The 18921-nt window shown below is 63.9% G+C and carries 14 protein-coding genes; 6 read left to right on the forward strand and 8 right to left on the reverse strand.

The features are described from left to right. Nucleotides 1–3 precede the first annotated feature (3 nt). The 3 genes from AAGA68_05140 to AAGA68_05150 all read left to right on the forward strand — a co-directional run bounded on the left by AAGA68_05140 (nucleotide 4) and on the right by AAGA68_05150 (nucleotide 3762). Nucleotides 4–1137, forward strand: a complete 1134-nt coding sequence (locus tag AAGA68_05140) for a DUF4340 domain-containing protein (protein MEM9384424.1) — start codon at nucleotides 4–6, stop codon at nucleotides 1135–1137. 56 nt (nucleotides 1138–1193) lie between these two features. Continuing rightward, the gene (locus AAGA68_05145; protein ID MEM9384425.1) at nucleotides 1194–2786 is read left to right on the forward strand and encodes an amidase; all 1593 of its coding nucleotides are present in this window, start codon (nucleotides 1194–1196) and stop codon (nucleotides 2784–2786) included. 268 nt (nucleotides 2787–3054) lie between these two features. After that, a complete protein-coding gene (locus AAGA68_05150) occupies nucleotides 3055–3762 on the forward strand; it encodes a PEP-CTERM sorting domain-containing protein (GenBank protein ID MEM9384426.1) in 708 nt (235 codons plus the stop codon). Between the two features lie 146 nt (nucleotides 3763–3908). On the opposite strand, the gene AAGA68_05155 is transcribed toward AAGA68_05150, so the two are convergent. The 7 genes from AAGA68_05155 to ligD form a co-directional block, all read right to left on the reverse strand. Further along, nucleotides 3909–4199, reverse strand: a complete 291-nt coding sequence (locus tag AAGA68_05155; GenBank protein MEM9384427.1) for a hypothetical protein — start codon at nucleotides 4197–4199, stop codon at nucleotides 3909–3911. Nucleotides 4200–4339: 140 nt separating this feature from the next. Further along, nucleotides 4340–5707, reverse strand: coding sequence for a sigma 54-interacting transcriptional regulator (locus tag AAGA68_05160; GenBank protein MEM9384428.1), 1368 nt, complete (start codon nucleotides 5705–5707; stop codon nucleotides 4340–4342). A gap of 140 nt (nucleotides 5708–5847) precedes the next feature. After that, complete coding sequence (locus AAGA68_05165; protein MEM9384429.1) at nucleotides 5848–6456, reverse strand: hypothetical protein; 609 nt, start codon at nucleotides 6454–6456, stop codon at nucleotides 5848–5850. Between the two features lie 8 nt (nucleotides 6457–6464). Further along, nucleotides 6465–7982, reverse strand: coding sequence for a HAMP domain-containing sensor histidine kinase (locus tag AAGA68_05170; GenBank protein ID MEM9384430.1), 1518 nt, complete (start codon nucleotides 7980–7982; stop codon nucleotides 6465–6467). Between the two features lie 117 nt (nucleotides 7983–8099). Beyond that, nucleotides 8100–8852: an HAD family hydrolase gene (locus AAGA68_05175; protein ID MEM9384431.1), complete on the reverse strand. Its 753-nt coding sequence runs from the start codon at nucleotides 8850–8852 to the stop codon at nucleotides 8100–8102. A 55-nt stretch (nucleotides 8853–8907) separates the two neighbouring features. Next, the gene (locus AAGA68_05180) at nucleotides 8908–9474 is read right to left on the reverse strand and encodes a hypothetical protein (GenBank protein MEM9384432.1); all 567 of its coding nucleotides are present in this window, start codon (nucleotides 9472–9474) and stop codon (nucleotides 8908–8910) included. A 40-nt stretch (nucleotides 9475–9514) separates the two neighbouring features. Continuing rightward, nucleotides 9515–12070 carry a DNA ligase D gene (gene ligD, locus AAGA68_05185; protein ID MEM9384433.1) on the reverse strand — a complete coding sequence of 852 codons (2556 nt, stop codon included), beginning with the start codon at nucleotides 12068–12070 and terminating at the stop codon, nucleotides 9515–9517. 78 nt (nucleotides 12071–12148) lie between these two features. Between ligD and AAGA68_05190 the strand changes: the two genes are divergently transcribed. The 3 genes from AAGA68_05190 to AAGA68_05200 all read left to right on the forward strand — a co-directional run bounded on the left by AAGA68_05190 (nucleotide 12149) and on the right by AAGA68_05200 (nucleotide 14835). Then, nucleotides 12149–13063 (forward strand): Ku protein, encoded by a 915-nt coding sequence (locus tag AAGA68_05190; protein MEM9384434.1) that lies wholly within the window; start codon nucleotides 12149–12151, stop codon nucleotides 13061–13063. 30 nt (nucleotides 13064–13093) lie between these two features. After that, nucleotides 13094–13984 (forward strand): tetratricopeptide repeat protein, encoded by an 891-nt coding sequence (locus AAGA68_05195; protein ID MEM9384435.1) that lies wholly within the window; start codon nucleotides 13094–13096, stop codon nucleotides 13982–13984. 107 nt (nucleotides 13985–14091) lie between these two features. Further along, on the forward strand, nucleotides 14092–14835 hold the full coding sequence (locus AAGA68_05200; protein MEM9384436.1) for an alpha/beta hydrolase-fold protein: 744 nt from the start codon (nucleotides 14092–14094) through the stop codon (nucleotides 14833–14835). A 22-nt stretch (nucleotides 14836–14857) separates the two neighbouring features. Here AAGA68_05200 and AAGA68_05205 read toward each other — a convergent pair whose 3' ends face one another. After that, a complete protein-coding gene (locus AAGA68_05205) occupies nucleotides 14858–18733 on the reverse strand; it encodes an EAL domain-containing protein (GenBank protein ID MEM9384437.1) in 3876 nt (1291 codons plus the stop codon). Nucleotides 18734–18921: the final 188 nt, after the last annotated feature.

Raw genomic sequence — 18921 nt, forward strand, 5'->3', positions numbered from 1 at the left:
GCGATGAAAACCAATCAACTGATCGTAATGGGCGCTATCGCCGCGGCGGCGCTCGCAGGTGCGCTGCTGCTGAAAGGTCACGACGACGCGGGCGCGGGCGGCAGCGGAGCGAGCCGCCTCGATGGGCCCTTACTACCGGCGCTAAAACCCGCAGTGAATAATATCGATAGCATACGGCTGAACGCTGGTGATCAGGAGATTACCCTCGATCGCGGAGAGACGGGCTGGTCCATACGCGAGCGCGATGGCTACGCCGCCCAGGTCGGTCGCGTACGAGAGCTATTGCTGACTCTCGCCGAGGCAACCGTGCTGGAGGAGAAAACGAGCGATCCGGAAAACTACGCCGCCCTCGGGCTTGCCTCGCCGACCACGGTGACTATCACTAGCGATGCCTTCGATGAAGCGCAGGAGGTTAGCATCGGCAACGGTGCTCGTCGGGGCAGCGCCACCTACGTGAGGCGCGGGAACGAGGCACCGACCTGGCTTGTCAGCGGCAGCATCTCCGCCCAAGCGGATACGCTTAGCTGGATCGACCCGATCATTCTCGATGTGCCTGGCGAACGAATTCAATCGGCCACGATCACCCACGCCGATGGCGAAGTGGTCCGTATCGAGAAGGCGAGCCCGCAGGAGATAGGCTATGACGTGCTCGACGTGCCCGAGGGGAAGGAGCTACGCTACGACGCCATCGCCAACCCGATCGGATCCACCCTCGCCACCCTGCGCCTGGAAGAGGTCAGCTCGGCGGCCGAGGGCTCTCCCCTAGACGATTCCGAACTGCTCACCAACGTGCGCTACGCCACCTTCGACGGCCTGATCCTGGAGGTGCAGACCTACGATGGCGGCGACGCCCAATGGCTCACCCTGGCGGCGAGCGTGGACGAAGAACAGGCCCAGCGGTTTGCACCGTCGAGCAGCGCCAGCGAGACTGACGCCTCGTCGCTGGCCGAAGAGAACGCTGCACCGAGTGAGGGTGATGAGTTTGCGACCCTTGCGCAGGTCGAAGCGGAGGCCGACGAGTTGAATGCGCGCTTGGGCCCGTGGGTGTACAGCGTCGGTCGCTACAAGATCGAGCAGCTGACGCGGCGAATGGACGATCTCGTCCAAGATCCGCCCCCGACACCGGACGCCAGCTAGGCGTTCGGCACCGAGACGAGACGGTCCGATGCGGAGCTACTCAAGGAGAGTCATGCATGTCATCCGATCCTAATCGGACCGCTAGCGAAACGGACGTCGATGAGCCCTTTCTAGTTCCCGGCGCGGACAGGAGCGCTGGATCCTCGCCGACGCCAGATACGCTGGGCGAGCTACCCCCCGTGCGAGGGCTGGAAGAGCGACTGCCCTACGAGTTCTCGGACGCGTCGGCTCTGCTCGCGTCCATGCACGAGGGACGGCAAACCGCGGGCGGCCTAGTAGAGGAACACCTCGCTCGCCTGACCCGTGAACAGAGTCGACTCAACGCCGCTTGCCAGGTGCGGGCGGAACGCGCGATCGCCCAAGCGGCGAGCCCCGTGCCGGGCCCGCTCGGCGGCTTGCCGATCAGCGTGAAGGAGCAGATCGGGCTCGGAGGTGAGCAAATCACCACCGGCTCGCGGCGCATGGTGCCCGTGGAGTGTCCGCGCGATGCGGTGGTGGTAACGCGGCTTAAGGAGGCCGGCGCAATCATCCTAGCCCGCGGCAACGTACCAGAGCTGGGCCTGGCCGGGGAAACGGACAATCCGCGCTACGGGCGCAGCAACAACCCCTTGGATCCCGCACGCACGTGCGGTGGATCCTCCGGCGGAGATGCCGCCCTGGTCGCCTCCGGGTGCGTGGCCGCCGCGGTGGGCTCGGACATGCTGGGGTCCCTGCGGATCCCGGCGGCGTTCTGCGGCATCGTCGGCTACAAACCGGTGGCGGGCGCCGTCGACAAGCGCGGCGTTTGGCCCGCGGTCAGCGGAACACTCGATGAGTGGCATTGTGTAGGCCCGTTGACGCGCTCCGTACGCGATGCGCGCCTAATCAGCGAGGTAATCGCCGGACCGCTAGGCCTGCCGCCGCTGCTCGAGGAGCTCGAGTTCGTGGTGCCCGATCCGTTCCCGCTCGAGGTGAACGATCCAGCGATCAACTCTGCTTGGCAACGTGCAACGCGCGCCTTGGAGCTGGCGGGCCTGCGCCGAATCACTATGGACTTCGCGGATGTCGAAGGGTTGGCGCGGGAAGTAGGCTCCGTACTCGCCGTGGAGATGTTGCCAATGCTCGAGCGGATGCTGAGCAGCACTGACGGCAGCCGCTTCTCCAAACTACAGGAGACGTGGCGTCGCGTGCGGGGCCGGGCCTCCGTGAGCAGCGCGGTGTTTCAGGTCATGACGGCTCTGCCGATGCTCAAGCCCCGCGGCGCTGCCCGCGCCCAGGCATTGTTGAAGCGCTACCTCCAAGCCCGCGACCGCTACGCCAGCCTGCTCGGTCCCAACCGTCTGGTGCTGCTACCCACGCTCGGCGTGCTTGCACCGCCGCACTCAGCCATGAACCGGGCATCGCTGCGCCCGGGCCTGAACCGTACGCTTACGCCGCTGACCCTCAGCAACTACCTAGACCTCGCGACGATTTGCTTACCCGCCTGGTCCGACCGCGATCCACGCTCCGGCTTACCCCCATCGATCACCCTGGCCGGCATCGGCGGCTGCGAGCCCGCCTTGTTCGCCGCAGCCACCGCCCTCGAACGCGTCCTGGCTGTCCCCGGCCAAGCCGAAGTGCCTGGCCAGGAGCCGCGCCTCACGCGCTCGGTCAGGCACCCGCGGCGCTGAACCATAGTCCCTTCGACCGTTCGTCGAGAATCTATACAGACCGGCTGTCGTTGTCTTACGACATACTGTGCGCTTAATCCCAACCCGCTGAAAAAAATAAAGAAATCACCTATGGCACAGAGAGTGCATGCAGTGAGTACGGATTGAGGAGGCCTCCACGGATGCGCCTCGGAGGGTCTTGAAGGACGCCCAGCTTGGGCAAGCGCTTCGGACTCTGTCTTCGAGCGCAATATCGGGGGCCGACATGCTACTTGGAAGAGAAAACAACATGAAGTTATCAACGATTGGAAAGGGCGCTGCGATTGCAGCCCTGTCGCTCGCGGCCACCTCCGCAAGCGCGACGTTCATTTATCAGAGTAATGGCGGCACCTTCGGCGGGTCGGGCGGTTCCTTCTCGAGCATCACCGCAACGTACAACGAGATTAGTGAGCAGGTGAGCTGGCGTGTCGATAGTGGCATTCGCAACGGCTCGCAGATGGCTGGTGCCTGGCTGGTCCTGAACGATGGCCCGAATCCCAAAACGGCTGACGTCAACGAACTCGCCATCTTCTACATGGACTTCGTTAACGATCGCCTCGCGGTGTATGCCTACAACGGTCAAAACAATGCCAACAGCTGGTTCAACCCGGCAGTCTACCTCGGCGACTACAGCGCCAACCTAATCGACGACGGCATCACCCAGGGTTTCTCCCTGGATGCCACGGCGATCAACGACCCTAACCCAGCAGTACCCAACGACGGTGACGGCTGGCGCGGCGTTGGCTTCGGCGCCTCAATCGGCGTGTGGTTCCACCCCGTATGGGACCTCGATGCGCTGTATGACGCGAACGGACAGATCACCCAGTGGGACTTCGACCGTCAGTCCTGGTTGGACTTCTCCAACCGTCAGACGCGCGTGAGCGAGCCTGGCCAGCTGGCCCTGTTCGGGATTGGTCTGCTCGGCCTCGGCGCCCTGCGGCGGCGGCGCAACGGCTGAGTCGTAGGGGCAACTGCGGGAGCGATTGCTAGACGCATCGCGCCCCCGCTTGCTCCCTACGCAAAAGGCCGCCAGCGTTCGCGCTGGCGGCCTTTTTGTTTTCCAGTCCCGCAGCACCAGCGAGTGAACCAAGAAATTTCGCTAGGTCACTCGAGACTCGGGGTTGCCCCGGGCATTGCCAGCAGCCCCTCAAACTCGGCCAATGACAGCGCACCGTCACGATTCTCATCGGCTCGGGCAAAGCGCGCGCTTAATGCCGGGTGGCCAGCCAATTCCTGCGGCAGCAGGAGGCCGTTGTGATCCACATCTAGCGTGCCGAACATACCGATAGCAGTGGCAAGTGCCGGCCCTGCGAGCAGGGCCACCGACAATGCTGCGGCTAACCGCCCGGTGACCCACTGGCTAGCGGTGAATGAGCGTGGCTGGTGAGATCCCATGTGTACACCTCCGAGACGCGCGCTGGCGAATGAAGGGGCGAACGCCCCAATGCGGACATCCTGCCAGCGACTCGGGGACAGAACCGTGAGGAGCCTCGCGGTTCCAGGGAGCCTCGCGACGAGCGGCGCGGGGTAGGGGATCAGCGCTTGAAGGCCTGAGGGTTTATGTCGTGGCGCGCCAAGAGCTTGTAGAACTCGGTGCGGTTGCGCTGGGCAAGGCGTGCCGCCTGGCTGACGTTCCCCCGCGTGGTCTGCAGCAGCTGTAGGAGGTAGTTGCGCACAAACTCATCGCGAGCCTGAGCGAGCGGGGGAAGGCCGCGCGACTCCGAGCCAAGAGACTTGTCCACAAGCTTGGCGCTGATCACGGACGATGCGGAAAGGGCCACCGTCTGCTCCACCAGGTTGGCGAGTTGGCGTACGTTACCCGGCCAGTCGGCCGTGACCAGACGCTCCATCGCCTCTGGAGAGAACATCTTTGGCGACTCACCGTTGCGCACTGCGATGCGCTGCAGGAAGTGGGTGGCCAGAGCAGGCACATCTTCACGGCGTGAGGCCAGGGAAGGTACCTCCAAGCGCACCACGTTCAAGCGATAGTAAAGGTCTTCGCGGAAACGGCCGTCACTGATCGCCGGCATCAGGTCCTGGGAGACGGCGCACACGACGCGGACATCCACCTCCACATCGTGGGTGGCGCCAACCGGTCGCACCTTGCCATCGGTCAACATCCGCAATAGCTTCGCCTGCAACGCAGGCGGGAGCTCGCCAACGTCGTTCAAGAAGACGGTACCGCCGTCAGCTTCCACCAGCTGACCGGGCTGCGCCGCCGTGTCGCCGTCGGCATGGCCGAACAGCTCCACATCGAGCATCGTCTCGCTCATCGCCGAGCAGCTTACTGCGCGGAAGGGCATCGGCTCTCGGCCGCTCGCTCGATGAAGCGCTTCGGCGAGCAAGCGCTTCCCGGTGCCCTCTTCGCCCGCCAACAGCACACCCGAGTTGGTGTGCGCAACGCGCTCGAGCTCCGCCAGCAGCTCCTCCATCCGACCAGAGCGGGTCACGATGTTGGCGCGCCAATCCTGCTGCTCTTCCGGTTTGCCGGCCTGCGAGGCGCCCGTCCGCAGCGCCTTATCCAGAGCCTCCAACAATTCTGTGCGCTCGACCGGTTTGGTTAGAAATGCGAGCGCCCCGCTCTGGGTGGCGCGCACGGCGTCGGGGATCGTGCCGTGGGCGGTGATCAGGATCACTGGCAAGCCCGGGTGCTCGCGCTGCAAGGCCTCGAGCAGGTTGATTCCGTCCATGCCGTCCATGCGCAGATCGGTGATTACCGCGTCGGGCCGCCGCGTCTGCACGCTTTGCAGACCCGCCGAGGCATTGTTGACAGCCTCAACCGAGAACCCGTATTGCTCCAGACGAATGCTCAGGAGGCGCAAGAGCCCGGGGTCATCGTCGACCAAGAGGACGTGGCCGCGATGCTCGGGCTTGAGAGTAGCGATGGCTGTTGGATTACTCATGGCACCCAAGTTCATCGTAGTGGAAGGCGGGACGGTATCCGTCGCCGCCTGGCGACGGCACGTGGGTGACACGCTACCACGGGCTCGCTGGCTAAAGCGTGATCCTCTCCAAGCTCCTGAATCCACGAAACCCTTGGGGCTTAAGTACCGTCGCTCTGCAGCTGCTCTTCGATCGACATAAGCGCCCTGAGCCTGCCCTGAGCCTCCTCCAAGGCGCGCGCCAGGCGTGCCCTCTCACGGACGAGGCGATCGCGCTCGAGCTCCACCTCGGTGCGCTCCTGGACCTCGACGTTGCGCAGATTTTCCTGCTCGAGCGCCTCACGGTAGGCACTTTGGCGCTGCTCGATAGACAGGTCCAAGCTCGTGAGCACCGCCTTGGCGAAAGGTGTGGAAGCTTGATTCAGCGCGGAGGCGATCTCATCGCGCGCTTGATAGGCCTCCTCCACGTCGAGGACGGCGGCGGAGTAGATCAGCTGCGCGCGCACCGCGGAGTCTGCACGAGGTTCGCGCAGGAGCGCGGCGAGCGCCTGCTGCCGCTCGCGAGCGCGGGTCGGGGCTTCGGCGCTGGCAATCCGTGTCGCATATTCACGCGGCTGCTCCAGCCACTCCCCGCTGGCGCCCGGACTGGCCGTGCCGACACGTTCGCCACCGAGTTCGCCGAAGGTCTCGCAAGCGCCAAGTGCCATCAGCACGAGCATGGCCACTGGGAGCACGGCGAGCCGCCGCCAACCGTCATACCATGGGTGCATCGCCCGACTCATGCCGACAACCTCACCGGCCCTGACTGCGCCTGTACCGGCATCCGTATCCGGAAGTGCGCGCCGCGGTAAATTCCATCCACCAGGTTTACCTCGCCCCCATGGGCTCTCACATACTCGCGCACCAGCGAAAGACCGATGCCGCTTCCCTTCAGGTGTGCCTGCAGCGGCGGTGTGCCCGTGTAAAACGGCTCGAACACGTGGGCCCGCTCCGGCTCGGGAATATTGGGCCCGGAATCGGCGATGTCCAACAGCAAATGGCCGCCGGCACGGTACGCGCGCAGGAATATCGTGCCGTTTTCCGGCGTGTACTTGATAGCGTTTGACAACAAGTTGCTTAAGACCGTGCGCAGCTTATCGCGATCGGCCATGAGATCGACAGGCACCACCCGCTGGTCCACCGTCACTCGACGCGTGCGCATCATCAGCCGGTACTGGTCCAGCACCTGCGAGCACAATACCTGGAGGTCGAAGGCCGTGCAGCGCAAGGTGCTGCCGTGCGACTGCCAGGCACTGTAATCGAGCAGGTTTTCGATCAGGTGGCGCAGTTCCTGCGCGTTGCTGCGCAGTATCCCTGCCACTTCGGACTGCGCCGTGGGCAGCTGACCGAGGGAACCATCGACAAACAACTCCGTTCCCTCAAGCAAGCTTGCGAGAGGGGTCTTCAGCTCATGAGACATGTGGCGCAGAAAACGCTGCTTCTGAATCTCAGCTTGCTGCAGGCGTTCACGCAGCACATCCAACTCATCACCGAGGGCGCGCAGATCGGCAGGCCCATTGACGCTAATACGATCCTCGAAGCGGTTGTCCCCCAGCTGCTTGATCGCGCCGGTAATGTCCCGCATCGACTGGGAGATCAGGAAGGTGAACAGCACGATTAGGAGCGCGGCTGTGGGAATGGAGGCGATGAGCAGCTTGGTCAGAACGTCGCGCGTGCGCTCTGCGCGCTCGCGAACCTTCGCCTCGACCTGCAAGCGTTTCTCTTCCGGGTAGGCGATCACGTCGTCGGCCAGGGCTTCCATCCGGTCGATGAAGGCCAAGCGATCCGGATCCTCTGGACGCTCGATGAACCCGACCACAAGCGCCGCGCTCATCTCCAGCAGCTTGTGCAACTGGCGACGAGGCGACTCGTCGATTGGCTGGTCGAGAAGTCTGTGGATCGTCCGGCTCATCTTTAGTTGGCGAGACGTGACAGCAGAGAACAAATCCTCGTATCCCTGCTTGTCCGATGCGACCTCCGGGGCCTGCATGCTGTGACGACGCAGCTCATTTACGTCTCGCTCCAAGTCGCGTGCGAAGGCGGCAATGTTGCTGGTGCCTTTCAACTCCTGCGTCGCAGCATCCGACAAGCCGGTCACGCTGACCACGGCCACGATAATCGCGATCAGCAGCGGTGTTGCTACTAGCACGAAGCAGGCCCCGAGCAGGAACACGATGGGCCCCAGGCGACCACCGCGCTCGGGCTGCTCCTCCTGGATGGCAGGGATCTCAGATTGGCTGTCCGTGGAAGCGCTCACCAGCATGGGTCTCGGCAGGGTAGGTCGACGGCTAGCGACAGGTAAGCCACGCGCCCACTAGTCTACCGCGTTGTCGTCGAGAAGGGACGCCCGCAGGTGGTCAGTGCCTGCTCATGATCAGCGCAGACGATGGCGGTAAAGCTGCGCGAAGAGAGCCTCACAGGGGCCCACCAGCGGTGCTACCACGGACGGCACCTGCACCTCTCGCGCCTGCCAAGGACTGAAACCCGCGCTGTTGGTCACGGAGCCGTACCAGTGCTGCGCCCAGACGCCATCGCTCGCGCGCGGCCCCGGCGCCCACGTCAGCATCGACTCAGTGAACGGGATGCGAAGGTGTGCACACAAAGCACGCAGAACGGAGCTTGGATCCCGCAGCACATCCTCGCTGTCGATCACCGGCGGCACCTCACCGGTGCGCTGGGTGAGCCACTCGAAAAGCGCCATCTGTTGTGGTAACCCGGTGTCTTCGATGGTGGGCTTGTCCAGCACACGCGCCAGGGAGGCCAGCATCGCCCGTGGCGAACGGATCAGAAAGGCATTACGCAACTGTAAGATCCATTCGCGATCGATGCCGTCGAGCAGGTGATGACTCATGTGCTTCTGGTACCACAGCGCCCTGCAGTCGGGCACAGGGCCCAAGAGACTCCCGACCACCTCGCGCCAATCGGTCGACTGAGAGGCGATCACCTCCTGCGCAGCAGGGTGGGCGAGCTGGGTCTCCTGGAGGTAGTGGGCGTAGAGCGGCTCATCGCTTACGGCGCAATCCCCTCGCGCATCGAAGGCACGCATCATAGCCGTGGAGATGTTGCGCGGCCCAGACCACATGGCGATTCGCACGGGCGTAGGCGAGGCTGAACGCTCTGCCGACAAGGCGACTCCTACACTACAAAACCGAGACGACGCCCACGAGTCGGGATCAGCTCTCTCAAGGCTGCTCGCGTGGATCGCGCAGCGCCGGCTCCGGAACTAGCACCATGATCTGATCGGTGTACAGGGGGTAGCGCTCGAGCAGCGGTGCATTCGCTGCACGGAAACGCTCGCGCGCCGCTTCGGCGCCGTCCCGCACCCTCAGACTGATCAGCTTGCGCGTATCGCGGTCGTAGTCTGCTTCTAAATCCCCGAGGTAAGTGATGGCGCCCTCGCGGACGCGGAAGCCGCTGTCACTGGACAGGGGCACACCGTGCAAGCCTAGGCGCACCTCTCGCCACCGATAGTCACCCGCTGGAAGTTCCACCAACTCCAACTCGCCGCTGCGGCGTACCCGCACCTTGCCGACGGTGCCCTCGCCCTTGGCAGCGTAGTACAGCTGCAGCCGTTCGAAGCCGATCTCGTAGGCTTCCCAGTTGGTGTGCACAACGATCAAGGCGTAGCCGTTGCCCGGCCGAATGCGATCGACCATGACCACCGACGTGGTACTGGAGCAAGCGGCTAGCAACGCGAGGGCGCAGATGAGCGGGAACGGTGATCGCCAGGACATGGAGTGAATGTGCACGAGAACTAATCCGAGGGTATCACAGGCACAGCCCCGGCTCTCAAGCGCGTCCGTGGGCGTCCCAGCGCTCCCCAAGGCGGCGCAGCACGGCCGGCAAGTCGGGTGCCTCGTTCAGCAGATCGACCCACGGATCAGCACGCAGGGAACGCAGCCGTCGCAAGGCATTGGCGAGGGTGTAGCGCTGGGAATCGAGACCGCTTTTCACCTCGCGCCAGGCCAGGGGCATGGAGACGGGCGCGCCAGGGAGCGGACGCACGCTGTAGGGCGCGACCAGTAACCGACCGTGGCCGTTCTGCAGATAATCGATGTAAACCTTGTTCTGGCGCCGCTCCACTGCGCGCGTGATCGTAGCAATCCTCGGTAGGCAAGCGACGGTGATGCGCGCCAGCAGCTCCGCCAAAGTGCGCGACTGCTCGTAGGCGAGCTGCCCCCCGAGGGGCAACAGGATGTGCAAGCCCGTGGAGCCCGTGGTCTTCACGAAGGCCGGGAGTTGGACTTGCGCGCACAGCTCGCGCAGAAACCCGGCAATGGTCAGCACGTGCGCGAACGGAGCACCCTTGGGATCTAGATCGATGATGCTCCAGTCCGGATGCGCCAAGCGGCTTAGTCGACTCGACCAAACATGCAGCGGTATGGTGCCCAGGTTGATGATCCAGCGCAGGGCGTGCTCGTCCTCGGCCACGAAGTAGCTAATCTCTCGCTCGGCGTGCTGACTCCACAGCGTCTCGCGACGCAGCCAGGTAGGCGCGTAGGCCGGCGCGTCCTTCTGAAAGAACGACTTCCCTTCAATCCCGTCGGGATAGCGCGTCAAAACCAAAGGCCTATCGATCAGGTAAGGTAGAAGATACGGCGCGACCTGCTCGTAGTAGTTCACGAGTTGCCCCTTCGTAATGCCCTGCTCAGGCCAGAACACCTTGTCTCGATTCGTCACCTGCACGTCTTGCGATGGCTGAGCGGCGATCGGGTCGGCGGCTGGCGGCCCCGATGCGGGCAACGCTGCTAGCGCCTCACTGCCGGTGAAATCACACTCCTCGGCAGTTTTGTCGTCCCGCAAACGGAGGAAAACTGGCTGGCGCAGGCGTCCCTCAGCGCTGAACTGCTTATGACGTACCTCGCACACCAAGTCGCTGGCTCGCCAATGCCAGTTGGCAGCACCCTCCGCAGGCACTGCCCGCGGCAGGCGATCAAGCGGTGCGCTAGCGTTAAGGGTGGCGGCCAGTCGATCACGCAGTGCCCCGTCGAAGCCCGTGCCCACTCGACCAACATAGCGCAGCTCACCGTCCTGGCACTGTCCTAGCAACAAGGCGCCGAATCCACTTTGGGCGCCTTCGCTGTCGGTGAAGCCGAGCACTACACAGTCCGCCCGATGTTCCACGGCCAACTTGCGCCAATCGGCCGAGCGCCCCTTCAGATACAGGGAGTCGACACGCTTGGCCATCAAGCCCTCAAGATCTAAGCGCTCAGCCTGCCCGTACAGCGCTTCGCCTGCCTCCTCTACATGGCCCGTGTAGCGCACCAGGCCACAGCGCGGCAGAAGGCGCGCCAGCCATTGCTTGCGTTCGCATAAGACGAGCGTGCGCAGGTCGAAGGGGCCCAGCACGGGCAGATCAAACGCGTGGAAGATCGCCGGCATACGCACGCTGGCCGCCAATACATCCGCTCGCCTAGAGCGCTTGGCCCGCTGTTGCATCAGCGCGAATGAGGGCAAGCCACGGGCGTCGTTCACCACCACCTCGCCATCGATCAACCAGCGCGCCACCGGCAATCGTGACAGGGCGAAAGCCACCTCGGGAAAGGTATCCGTGAGATCGTTGCCTGCGCGCGAGCGCAGCACCACCGGGTGAGCTGCGTCCACGCGAGCCGCGAGCAGGCGGTAGCCATCGAACTTCGGTTCGAACAGCCAGTCGGGATCACTAAAGGGCCTAGCCGCCTCGGCCAGCATCGGCCGCACGGCTGACAGCTTCACTCGCCGTCGCCTCACCCCCGGCACCTTCGCCAATTCCTCTAGGAGGGCGGCGTCCGCATCGTGACCGCTCGCCACCTGATCCACCGTGAGGCCGCTCAGCACCGAATCGTGGGCATAGGCCTGATCCGTATCCTGGTCGAGCGCGTGGCGATCGCGCTCCTTGATGAGCAGCCAATCCCTCTCAGCGCGCTTGGTTTTGATCAAGGTCCAGCGACCGTGCAACTTGGCGCCGTGCAAGTTGAACAGCAGCTTACCCTTCTCAAACCCCGCCGCCACGTCCTCCAGCGGCTCCCATTGGCCCTGATCCCACACGATGACCGTGCCCGCCCCGTAATTGCCCTCGGGAATCACCCCTTCGAAGTTGGCGTACTCGAGGGGGTGATCCTCCGTCTGTACCGCGAATCGCTTAGTCGCCGGGTTCGGTGAGGGCCCCTTTGGCACTGCCCAGGAGACCAGCACGCCCGCGATCTCCAAGCGCAGATCGTAGTGGCGGGCCCGGGCGTGATGCTGCTGCACAACAAACAGGTTGCCGCCGGCGACGGGCCAGCCGCCAGCGAAGGGCTCCGGTGTTGAATCGGCAGATCGCTTTGCTCTGTAAGTTGCGAGTTTTTCTGTTGTTTTACCGCGCACGCGAGTTGCCTGAGGAACCCCTGGGGGCTATGCTAGCGAACCGTCATCATCGCTCAACACTAAAGGGAGCGGGTAGCCATGGCAGCACGTGCGTTGGCCTCGGCCAGCATCGCCTTCGGTTTGGTCTCGATTCCGGTGAAGCTGTTCGCCGCCGTCGACTCTACTCACGCGGTGCGTTTCAACCAGATCCACAGCAAGGACGGCTCACGCATCAAGCACCAGACCGTCTCTGCCAAGACCGGCGAACTGGTCCCGCGCAGCGAGATCGTCAAGGGCTACGAGTTCGCCAAGGACCAGTACGTGCTGTTCTCCCCGGAGGAGCTAAAGGCGCTCGAAGCCACCGCCGACCAGACGATCGACGTAGTGGAATTCATCGAAGCATCGCAGGTCGATCACCTGATGGTGGATAAGGCCTACTTCCTCGGCCCGGACAAGGGCGGCGCGCGCGCGTACAGCTTGCTGGCTGCCGCCTTGCGCAAGACTGGGCGAGCGGCCATCGCACGCTACGCCGCGCGCGGGCGCCAGCACCTGGTGATGGTACGGGCCTTCGAAGATGGCTTAATGCTGGAGCAGCTGCACTACGCGCAGGAGCTACGTCGCTTCTCGGAGTTGGAGGTCGAGACGACGGAGGTTCGCGATGGCGAACTCGAGCTGGCAATTCAGCTCATCGAGCAGTCGGCCAGCGAGCAGTTCGATCCCGAGAAGTATCGCGACGAGGTGCGCGAGCGCATGCTGGAGCTGATCCAACGCAAGGTGGATGGCGAGGACATCAGCGTATCCCCGGCCGAGCACGCTGATGACAAGATCATCGACATCATGGAAGCGCTCAAGGCGAGCATCGCCTCGCGCGACGGCGAGGAGTCGGAGGCTCGCAAACCTGCGCGCAAGAGTGCCGCGGCAAAGAAAGCTCCTGGGAAAAAGAAGAAGAAATCCAGTACCAGCAGCACTAGCAGCACGGCGCGCAAACGTAAGGCCGCCGGGAGCGGCGCCTAGGTAACTGCCAACATGTAGGTCACCGGCACGATGACAGTCGCCAGCGGCGCCGAGCTAACGTCCTCGACCAGTAGCAACATCGCCATGCGCGGATACACCACCCGTGAAGCGGCACAGCTGGCCGCCATCTCTCCCGACCGCGTGCGCAGCTTCGCCCGCGCCGGACTGCTCGACGCCGAGCGCGAAGCGGCCAGCAGCCAGTACCGCTACAGCTTCCGCGATATCGTGCTGCTGCGCGCCGCGCGCGAACTCGAACAAGCCGAGGTCCCTGCGCGCCGGATCCACGCTGCCCTGCGCGCCCTTCGCCAACGGCTACCGTCACGTCAGCCGCTGACCGGCGTTCGTATCACTGCTGAAGGCGACCAGGTGCTGGTGCGTGAGCAGGGCAAGCTCTGGCAACCGGAGACCGGGCAAGTGACGTTCGACTTCACGGTCCATGACCTCGCGGCGGACGCGGCTCCCCTTGTGATTGCCAGCGCCGACGCCGCTGAAGAGGACATTGCAACCACCGCCGAAGACTGGTTCATCCTCGGTCTCGATCTCGAGTCGGTGGACGAAGCAGACCGTGCCATCGTGGCCTACGCCCAGGCGATCGCCTTGGATCCGCGACATGCTGACGCCAATATCAACCTGGGTCGACTGCTGCATGACACGGGCGACGTGCGCGACGCCGAGCAGTGCTACCGCCGCGCGTTGGCATCACGCCCCGAGCACCCCACGGCGCGCTTCAACCTAGGGGTAGCCCTCGAAGATCAAGGACGCCACGCCGAGGCCATTGCCGCCTACGAGCTCGCCCTGGCGCGCGACCCCAACCACGCAGATACGCACTTCAACCTGTCGCGCCTCTACGAGCTGGCCGGCGACCGCGTCACCGCCTTTCGCCATCTGCGCCGCTACCGCGACCTTACGGGCCACGGCTGAGACCACGCATTTCCCCGAGCGGATCGCCTGCGATACGCTACGCTCCGTCGTCGTCACAGCCGGCCCGCAGCCCCGCGCCGGAGCACCCACGCCTCAGGAATCTCAGCATGTTTAGGAAGCACGACCTCGTTCCCACCAAGCACATGGACCGACCGATGCACCTTTGGCGCTACGGCCATTTCGGCCCCCCGGTGCTGGTGCTTCCCTCCGCGGCGGGGATGGCCCACGAGTGGGAGGCCGGCGGCATGATCGAGACCTTGGGCGATTGGCTAGAAGCGGGCCGCCTGAAGCTGTACTGCACCGAGAGCAACGTGGCCGAGGCATGGACGCGCAAAGAAGGCCCACCGCAATGGCGGATCCGTCGCCACATGGCCTTCGAACGCTACCTCGTCGAGGAGCTGGTGCCGCTGATTCGTAGGGACTGTGAGAGCGAGGACATCCCCATCGCCGTCACCGGCACGAGCATGGGCGCCTTCTACGCGGCCAACCTAGCGCTAAAGTTCCCGCGCATCTTCCGCTACGCGCTGTGCATGAGCGGACGCTACCACGCGACGCGCCTTACGGATGGCTTCACCAACGAAGATGTCTACTTCAACAACCCGATGGCCTACGTCGCCAACATGAGTGGCGGCTACCTCGACGCAGTACGCGAAAACACCCATCTGACGCTCGTGTGCGGCCAGGGCAAGTGGGAGGACGGCAACATCGAGGACACGGCTGCGCTAGGCGAGCTACTCACCTCAATGGGCATCAGCTGCGAGACCGACCTGTGGGGCCACGACGTGGACCATGACTGGGCCTGGTGGCGCCGCCAGGTGCGCCATCACTTCGCGCGCGCCCTGGTGAGTTAGCTCGCGCCGCCTCGACGCCTGCCTAACTGGCGCGCACCTGTTCCGGCGAGTCCGGCAGAGCGTAGCGCTCGCCTAAGGGATGACGTCGATTGAGGAGCCAGTACTCGAACTGCGTACAGGTGAGCGGGCGGGCGAACAGGAAGCCCTGGAACTCATCGCAGCCCGAGCGCTGAAGCGCGCGCACCTGCACCTCCGTCTCGATACCTTCGGCGATCACCCGCAGCCCTAGACTGTGCGCGACGCCGATAATGGCCTCGCAGATCGGACCGCTGACCGCATCCTCCCCGATATCGGACACGAACTGGCGATCGATCTTCAGAGCATCGAGCGGCAAGTCACGCAGGTAGCCGAGCGATGAGTAGCCCGTCCCGAAGTCGTCAACGGACAGGGAGAAACCAAGCTCACGCAGGGTCGCCAGGGAACGCGCCACCTCGCCGAGGTCGTGGAACAGCATCGACTCGGTGATCTCCACCTCGATCAGTGTCGGCGAGATCTCCGCCACATCGGTGGCCAAGCGCAAGGTCTCCACAGGATCGCCGCGATGGAACTCTGCTGCTGAGAGATTGATGGCGATCGGTACGACCTCAAAGCCGTTGCGCTTCCATATGCCCTGCTGCTGGCTCGCCGCGTAGCTGACGAAATGGCCAAGATCGCCGATCAGGCCAGACTCTTCTGCAATCGGAATAAACTCCGCTGGCGAGACAAATCCTCGCGTTGGGTGGCGCCAACGCAGCAGCGCCTCGGCACCCACTATCTCGAAGGTGCGCGCGGAAAACTTCGGCTGGAAGTAGATCTCCAGCTCGCCCTGCTTGATTGCCGTACGTAGATCGTTCTCGAGCTCGAAGCGCTGTACCTGGCGGGAATTCATGCGCCGCGTGTAGCGCACGTGGGCGTTGCCCCCTTCCTGCTTGACCTTGAAGGTGGCTGTGTCCGCCTGGGCGATGAGCTGCTCGGAGGAATCGCCGTGCTCGGGGTAAGAGGCGATACCGATACTCGCGGTGATTACAAACTCCTGACCGCCGTGTTGGACCGGCGCACAAATGCGCGTGCGTAAGGTGCTCGCCAGGCGCTCTGCTTCTGGCATTGCGGACATGTGACGCACGAAGATGAAGAACTCATCGCCGCCCGCGTGAGCGAGCTCGCGCCGACCGACGCCATCGCTCGACTGGGTCACCTCCTGCGCGAGGCGCGAGGAGATCTCCTTGATGACGTTGTCACCTACCGCCTGCCCAAGCGTATCGTTGATGCGCTTGAACTTATCCAGGTCGATGTGGATGACGGCCATGCCTTCATCGCGCTCGGAAGCCTCGTTGATGGCCTCCTGCAGGCGCTCCGTAAACAGCTTGCGATTGGGCAAGCCCGTTAACTTATCGAAGTTCTCGAGACGGCGCATCGCCGCCTCGCGCTCGTGGCGCTGGCGCTGCCAAAGGAGCAGACCCAACACCAACAGCAGGGCCGTGGCGACGTAAGCGATATACGCCCAGATCGTCTCCCATGGTGCTGGCAGTACGCGCACATCGATAGAGCGACTGCCGCTCCACACGCCGTCGCTGTTCGCCGCCCGCACCTGGAATACGTAGCTACCCGCATCGAGGTTGGTATAGGTAGCTTGATTGAGTGGCCCTACCGTATTCCAGTCGCGATCGAAGCCCACGAGGCGGTACTCGTAGCGGTTCTCACCCGGGGCGTTGAAGTCGAGCGCTGCAAAGGCGAAGGAGATCATGTCTTCCGTATGATCGAGGGTCAGGGCGCGCACTAACGAGGGCGGCTCCTCTGTTTGAGCCGGAAGGTTGAAGATGCGAATGTCGGTGATCACGACGGGCGGTGGCCGCGCGGGGTCCTCGACGTCATCCGGGAAGAAGGCGTTCAAGCCGTTGACGCCACCGAAGAACAGCATGCCGTTATCGCCCCGGTCGTGCGCGGCGAAGTTGAACTCATCGCCCTGCAGGCCATGGCTGCGACGGTAGAGCTTGCTCTCGCCATTGAGCGGGTTGTACCGCATCAGGCCGTTATTGGTGGATAGCCAGAGGCGTCCAGCCTCATCGGACTGGATACCGTAGATAGCGTTGAGCTGAAGACCCACCTCTTCGACGGAGCGGAACACCACGTCGCCCGGTGAAGCGCCGGAGTAATCTACCTCGATGAGATCGCCCTGCGCCGAGCCCAACCAAAGGGTGCCTTCCTCGGTGACGTGAAGGGCGAACACCGCATCACTCGGCAGCTTGTTCGGATCGCTGCGGTCACTGCGAAAGACGTGGAAGCCCTGGATCTGCGGATCGAAGCGATTCAGCCCCGCGTTGTCTGTGCCCACCCATATCGTGCCGTCTGGCGTTTGCGTGATCACGCTCGCGCGCGGACCGCTCAGGGAGTGGTCATCGAGCGGGTTGTGGGGCCATTGCTGCCATCGGCCCGTGGCCTTGTCCAGCATGCTCACGCCGCCACCATGCGTGCCCACCCAGACGCCGCCATCGGCCGCCTCAAACAGGGACATGATGCCGTTTGCACCTATGGTGCTCGGATCCCCGGGTACGTTTCTGTAGACGACCGTCTCACCCGAGATGGGATCGTAGCGATGCACGCCGCCCGTCATCGTGCCAATCCAAAGGCTCTCCGTCTGATCGATCAACAGGGACATCGTGCGCGAGTCCTGCAGTACCGGACCGAGGGGGAGCTGTGGCGTATCGACGCGCAGCTCGCGGCTAGCGGGGTCGAGCAGCGCCAGACCACTGCCTAGGGTGCCGATCCACAGCTTGTTGTCGCGATCAGCTACCAGCGCGGTGACGATCGAGTTATCCAGCCAACCACCGGCGAAGTGACCCATTGACCACGAGCGCGGATTCCAACGCGAGACGCCACCGGAGCGCGTTCCCACCCAGAGTAGGCCGCCCGCGTCTTCGTACAGCCCCATGATGTAGTTTCCGTTGAGGCTGTGGGAATCGAGCTTGCTATTGCGATACGTGCTGAAGGTGCCTTCGGCCGCATTGAATAGGTTGAGGCCATCAGCTGTGCCCACCCAAAGGCGCCCGAAGCTATCGGATTGGATCGCGCGAACGTAGTTGTGTGAGAGACTGCCTGGCGTTTCCGGATCCGCTCTGAAGTGTTCAAAGGAGACCGTGCCGAGGGCCGACTCGACCAGCCGGTTGAGCCCGCCTTCGAAGGTACCGACCCATAGGCTGCCGGCGCTATCCTCGGCGATGGCGACTACCGTGTTATCACTAAGAGACTCTTCGCGCTCAGGATCATGGGTGTAGCGGATGAAGTTACCGGAGCTAGCGTCGTAGCGGTGCAGCCCCTCTACGGTGCCGACCCACAGACGGTTGCGCGAGTCGATCAGCAGCGCGCGCACCTCATCGCTCGCCAAGGCCCCCGTGCCCGGGTCACCGGCGCGAAAGATGTCCACTCTGCCGGTGGCCGGATCGAGACGGTTCAAGCCGCCGCCGCGCGTCCCAATCCACACCTTGCCGTCTGCGCCGAGGGCGATCGACCGTACCGATCCACTGGAGAGTGCCCCGCCGGACTGGCGACCATCGCGATCGACTGCGAAGGATTGGAATTTGTCTGTGGCGCGCACCCAACGCACCACGCCACCGCCGTCCGTCGCCAGCCAGAGATTGCCGTCACTGTCCTCTTCGATGTCCCAGACATAGTCGCTAGGTAGGCTGGAGGGATCGTCGCGGCGGCTCTGATAGCGTCGCACTTCGTAGCCGTCGTAGCGGTTTAGCCCGCTCTCGGTGCCGATCCAGATAAACCCTTGGGAGTCCTGCTGCACCACGTTGGCCGTGCTCTGGGAGAGCCCGTCCTGCACGGACAGATGCTCGAAGTACATCGGTGGCGAGGCACTCGCCAGGGCGAGATTGCCTAGCAGGCCTACCAGGACCACTATCAGGGATCGACTCACAACTGCGCCTCGGAAAAGGAAACGTGGGGCGCGCCCGGTCCGTGTTTCGGACCCCGCCTACCCCGCGGGCTACCGCTTCGACGCAGTGTGCGTGGGTGCTGAAGGCAACGGAATTCGCCCGTTCTCACTTTCGCGGACACAGGGCGTGAGATCTCCTAGGTGTGATCCAGGTCAACCTGAGCTGCCTC

The organism is Pseudomonadota bacterium (genome assembly GCA_039193195.1).
In the GTDB taxonomy this organism is placed as follows: Bacteria; Pseudomonadota; Gammaproteobacteria; order Steroidobacterales; family JBCBZW01; genus JBCBZW01.

Coding starts and splice junctions, on each gene's coding strand:
- AAGA68_05195 (MEM9384435.1), top strand. CDS start 13,094: ATGACAGTCGCCAGCGGCGCCGAGCTAACGTCCTCGACCAGTAGCAAC.
- AAGA68_05145 (MEM9384425.1), top strand. CDS start 1,194: ATGTCATCCGATCCTAATCGGACCGCTAGCGAAACGGACGTCGATGAG.
- AAGA68_05150 (MEM9384426.1), top strand. CDS start 3,055: ATGAAGTTATCAACGATTGGAAAGGGCGCTGCGATTGCAGCCCTGTCG.
- AAGA68_05140 (MEM9384424.1), top strand. CDS start 4: ATGAAAACCAATCAACTGATCGTAATGGGCGCTATCGCCGCGGCGGCG.
- AAGA68_05200 (MEM9384436.1), top strand. CDS start 14,092: ATGTTTAGGAAGCACGACCTCGTTCCCACCAAGCACATGGACCGACCG.
- AAGA68_05160 (MEM9384428.1), bottom strand. CDS start 5,707: ATGAGTAATCCAACAGCCATCGCTACTCTCAAGCCCGAGCATCGCGGC.
- AAGA68_05155 (MEM9384427.1), bottom strand. CDS start 4,199: ATGGGATCTCACCAGCCACGCTCATTCACCGCTAGCCAGTGGGTCACC.
- AAGA68_05165 (MEM9384429.1), bottom strand. CDS start 6,456: ATGCACCCATGGTATGACGGTTGGCGGCGGCTCGCCGTGCTCCCAGTG.
- AAGA68_05190 (MEM9384434.1), top strand. CDS start 12,149: ATGGCAGCACGTGCGTTGGCCTCGGCCAGCATCGCCTTCGGTTTGGTC.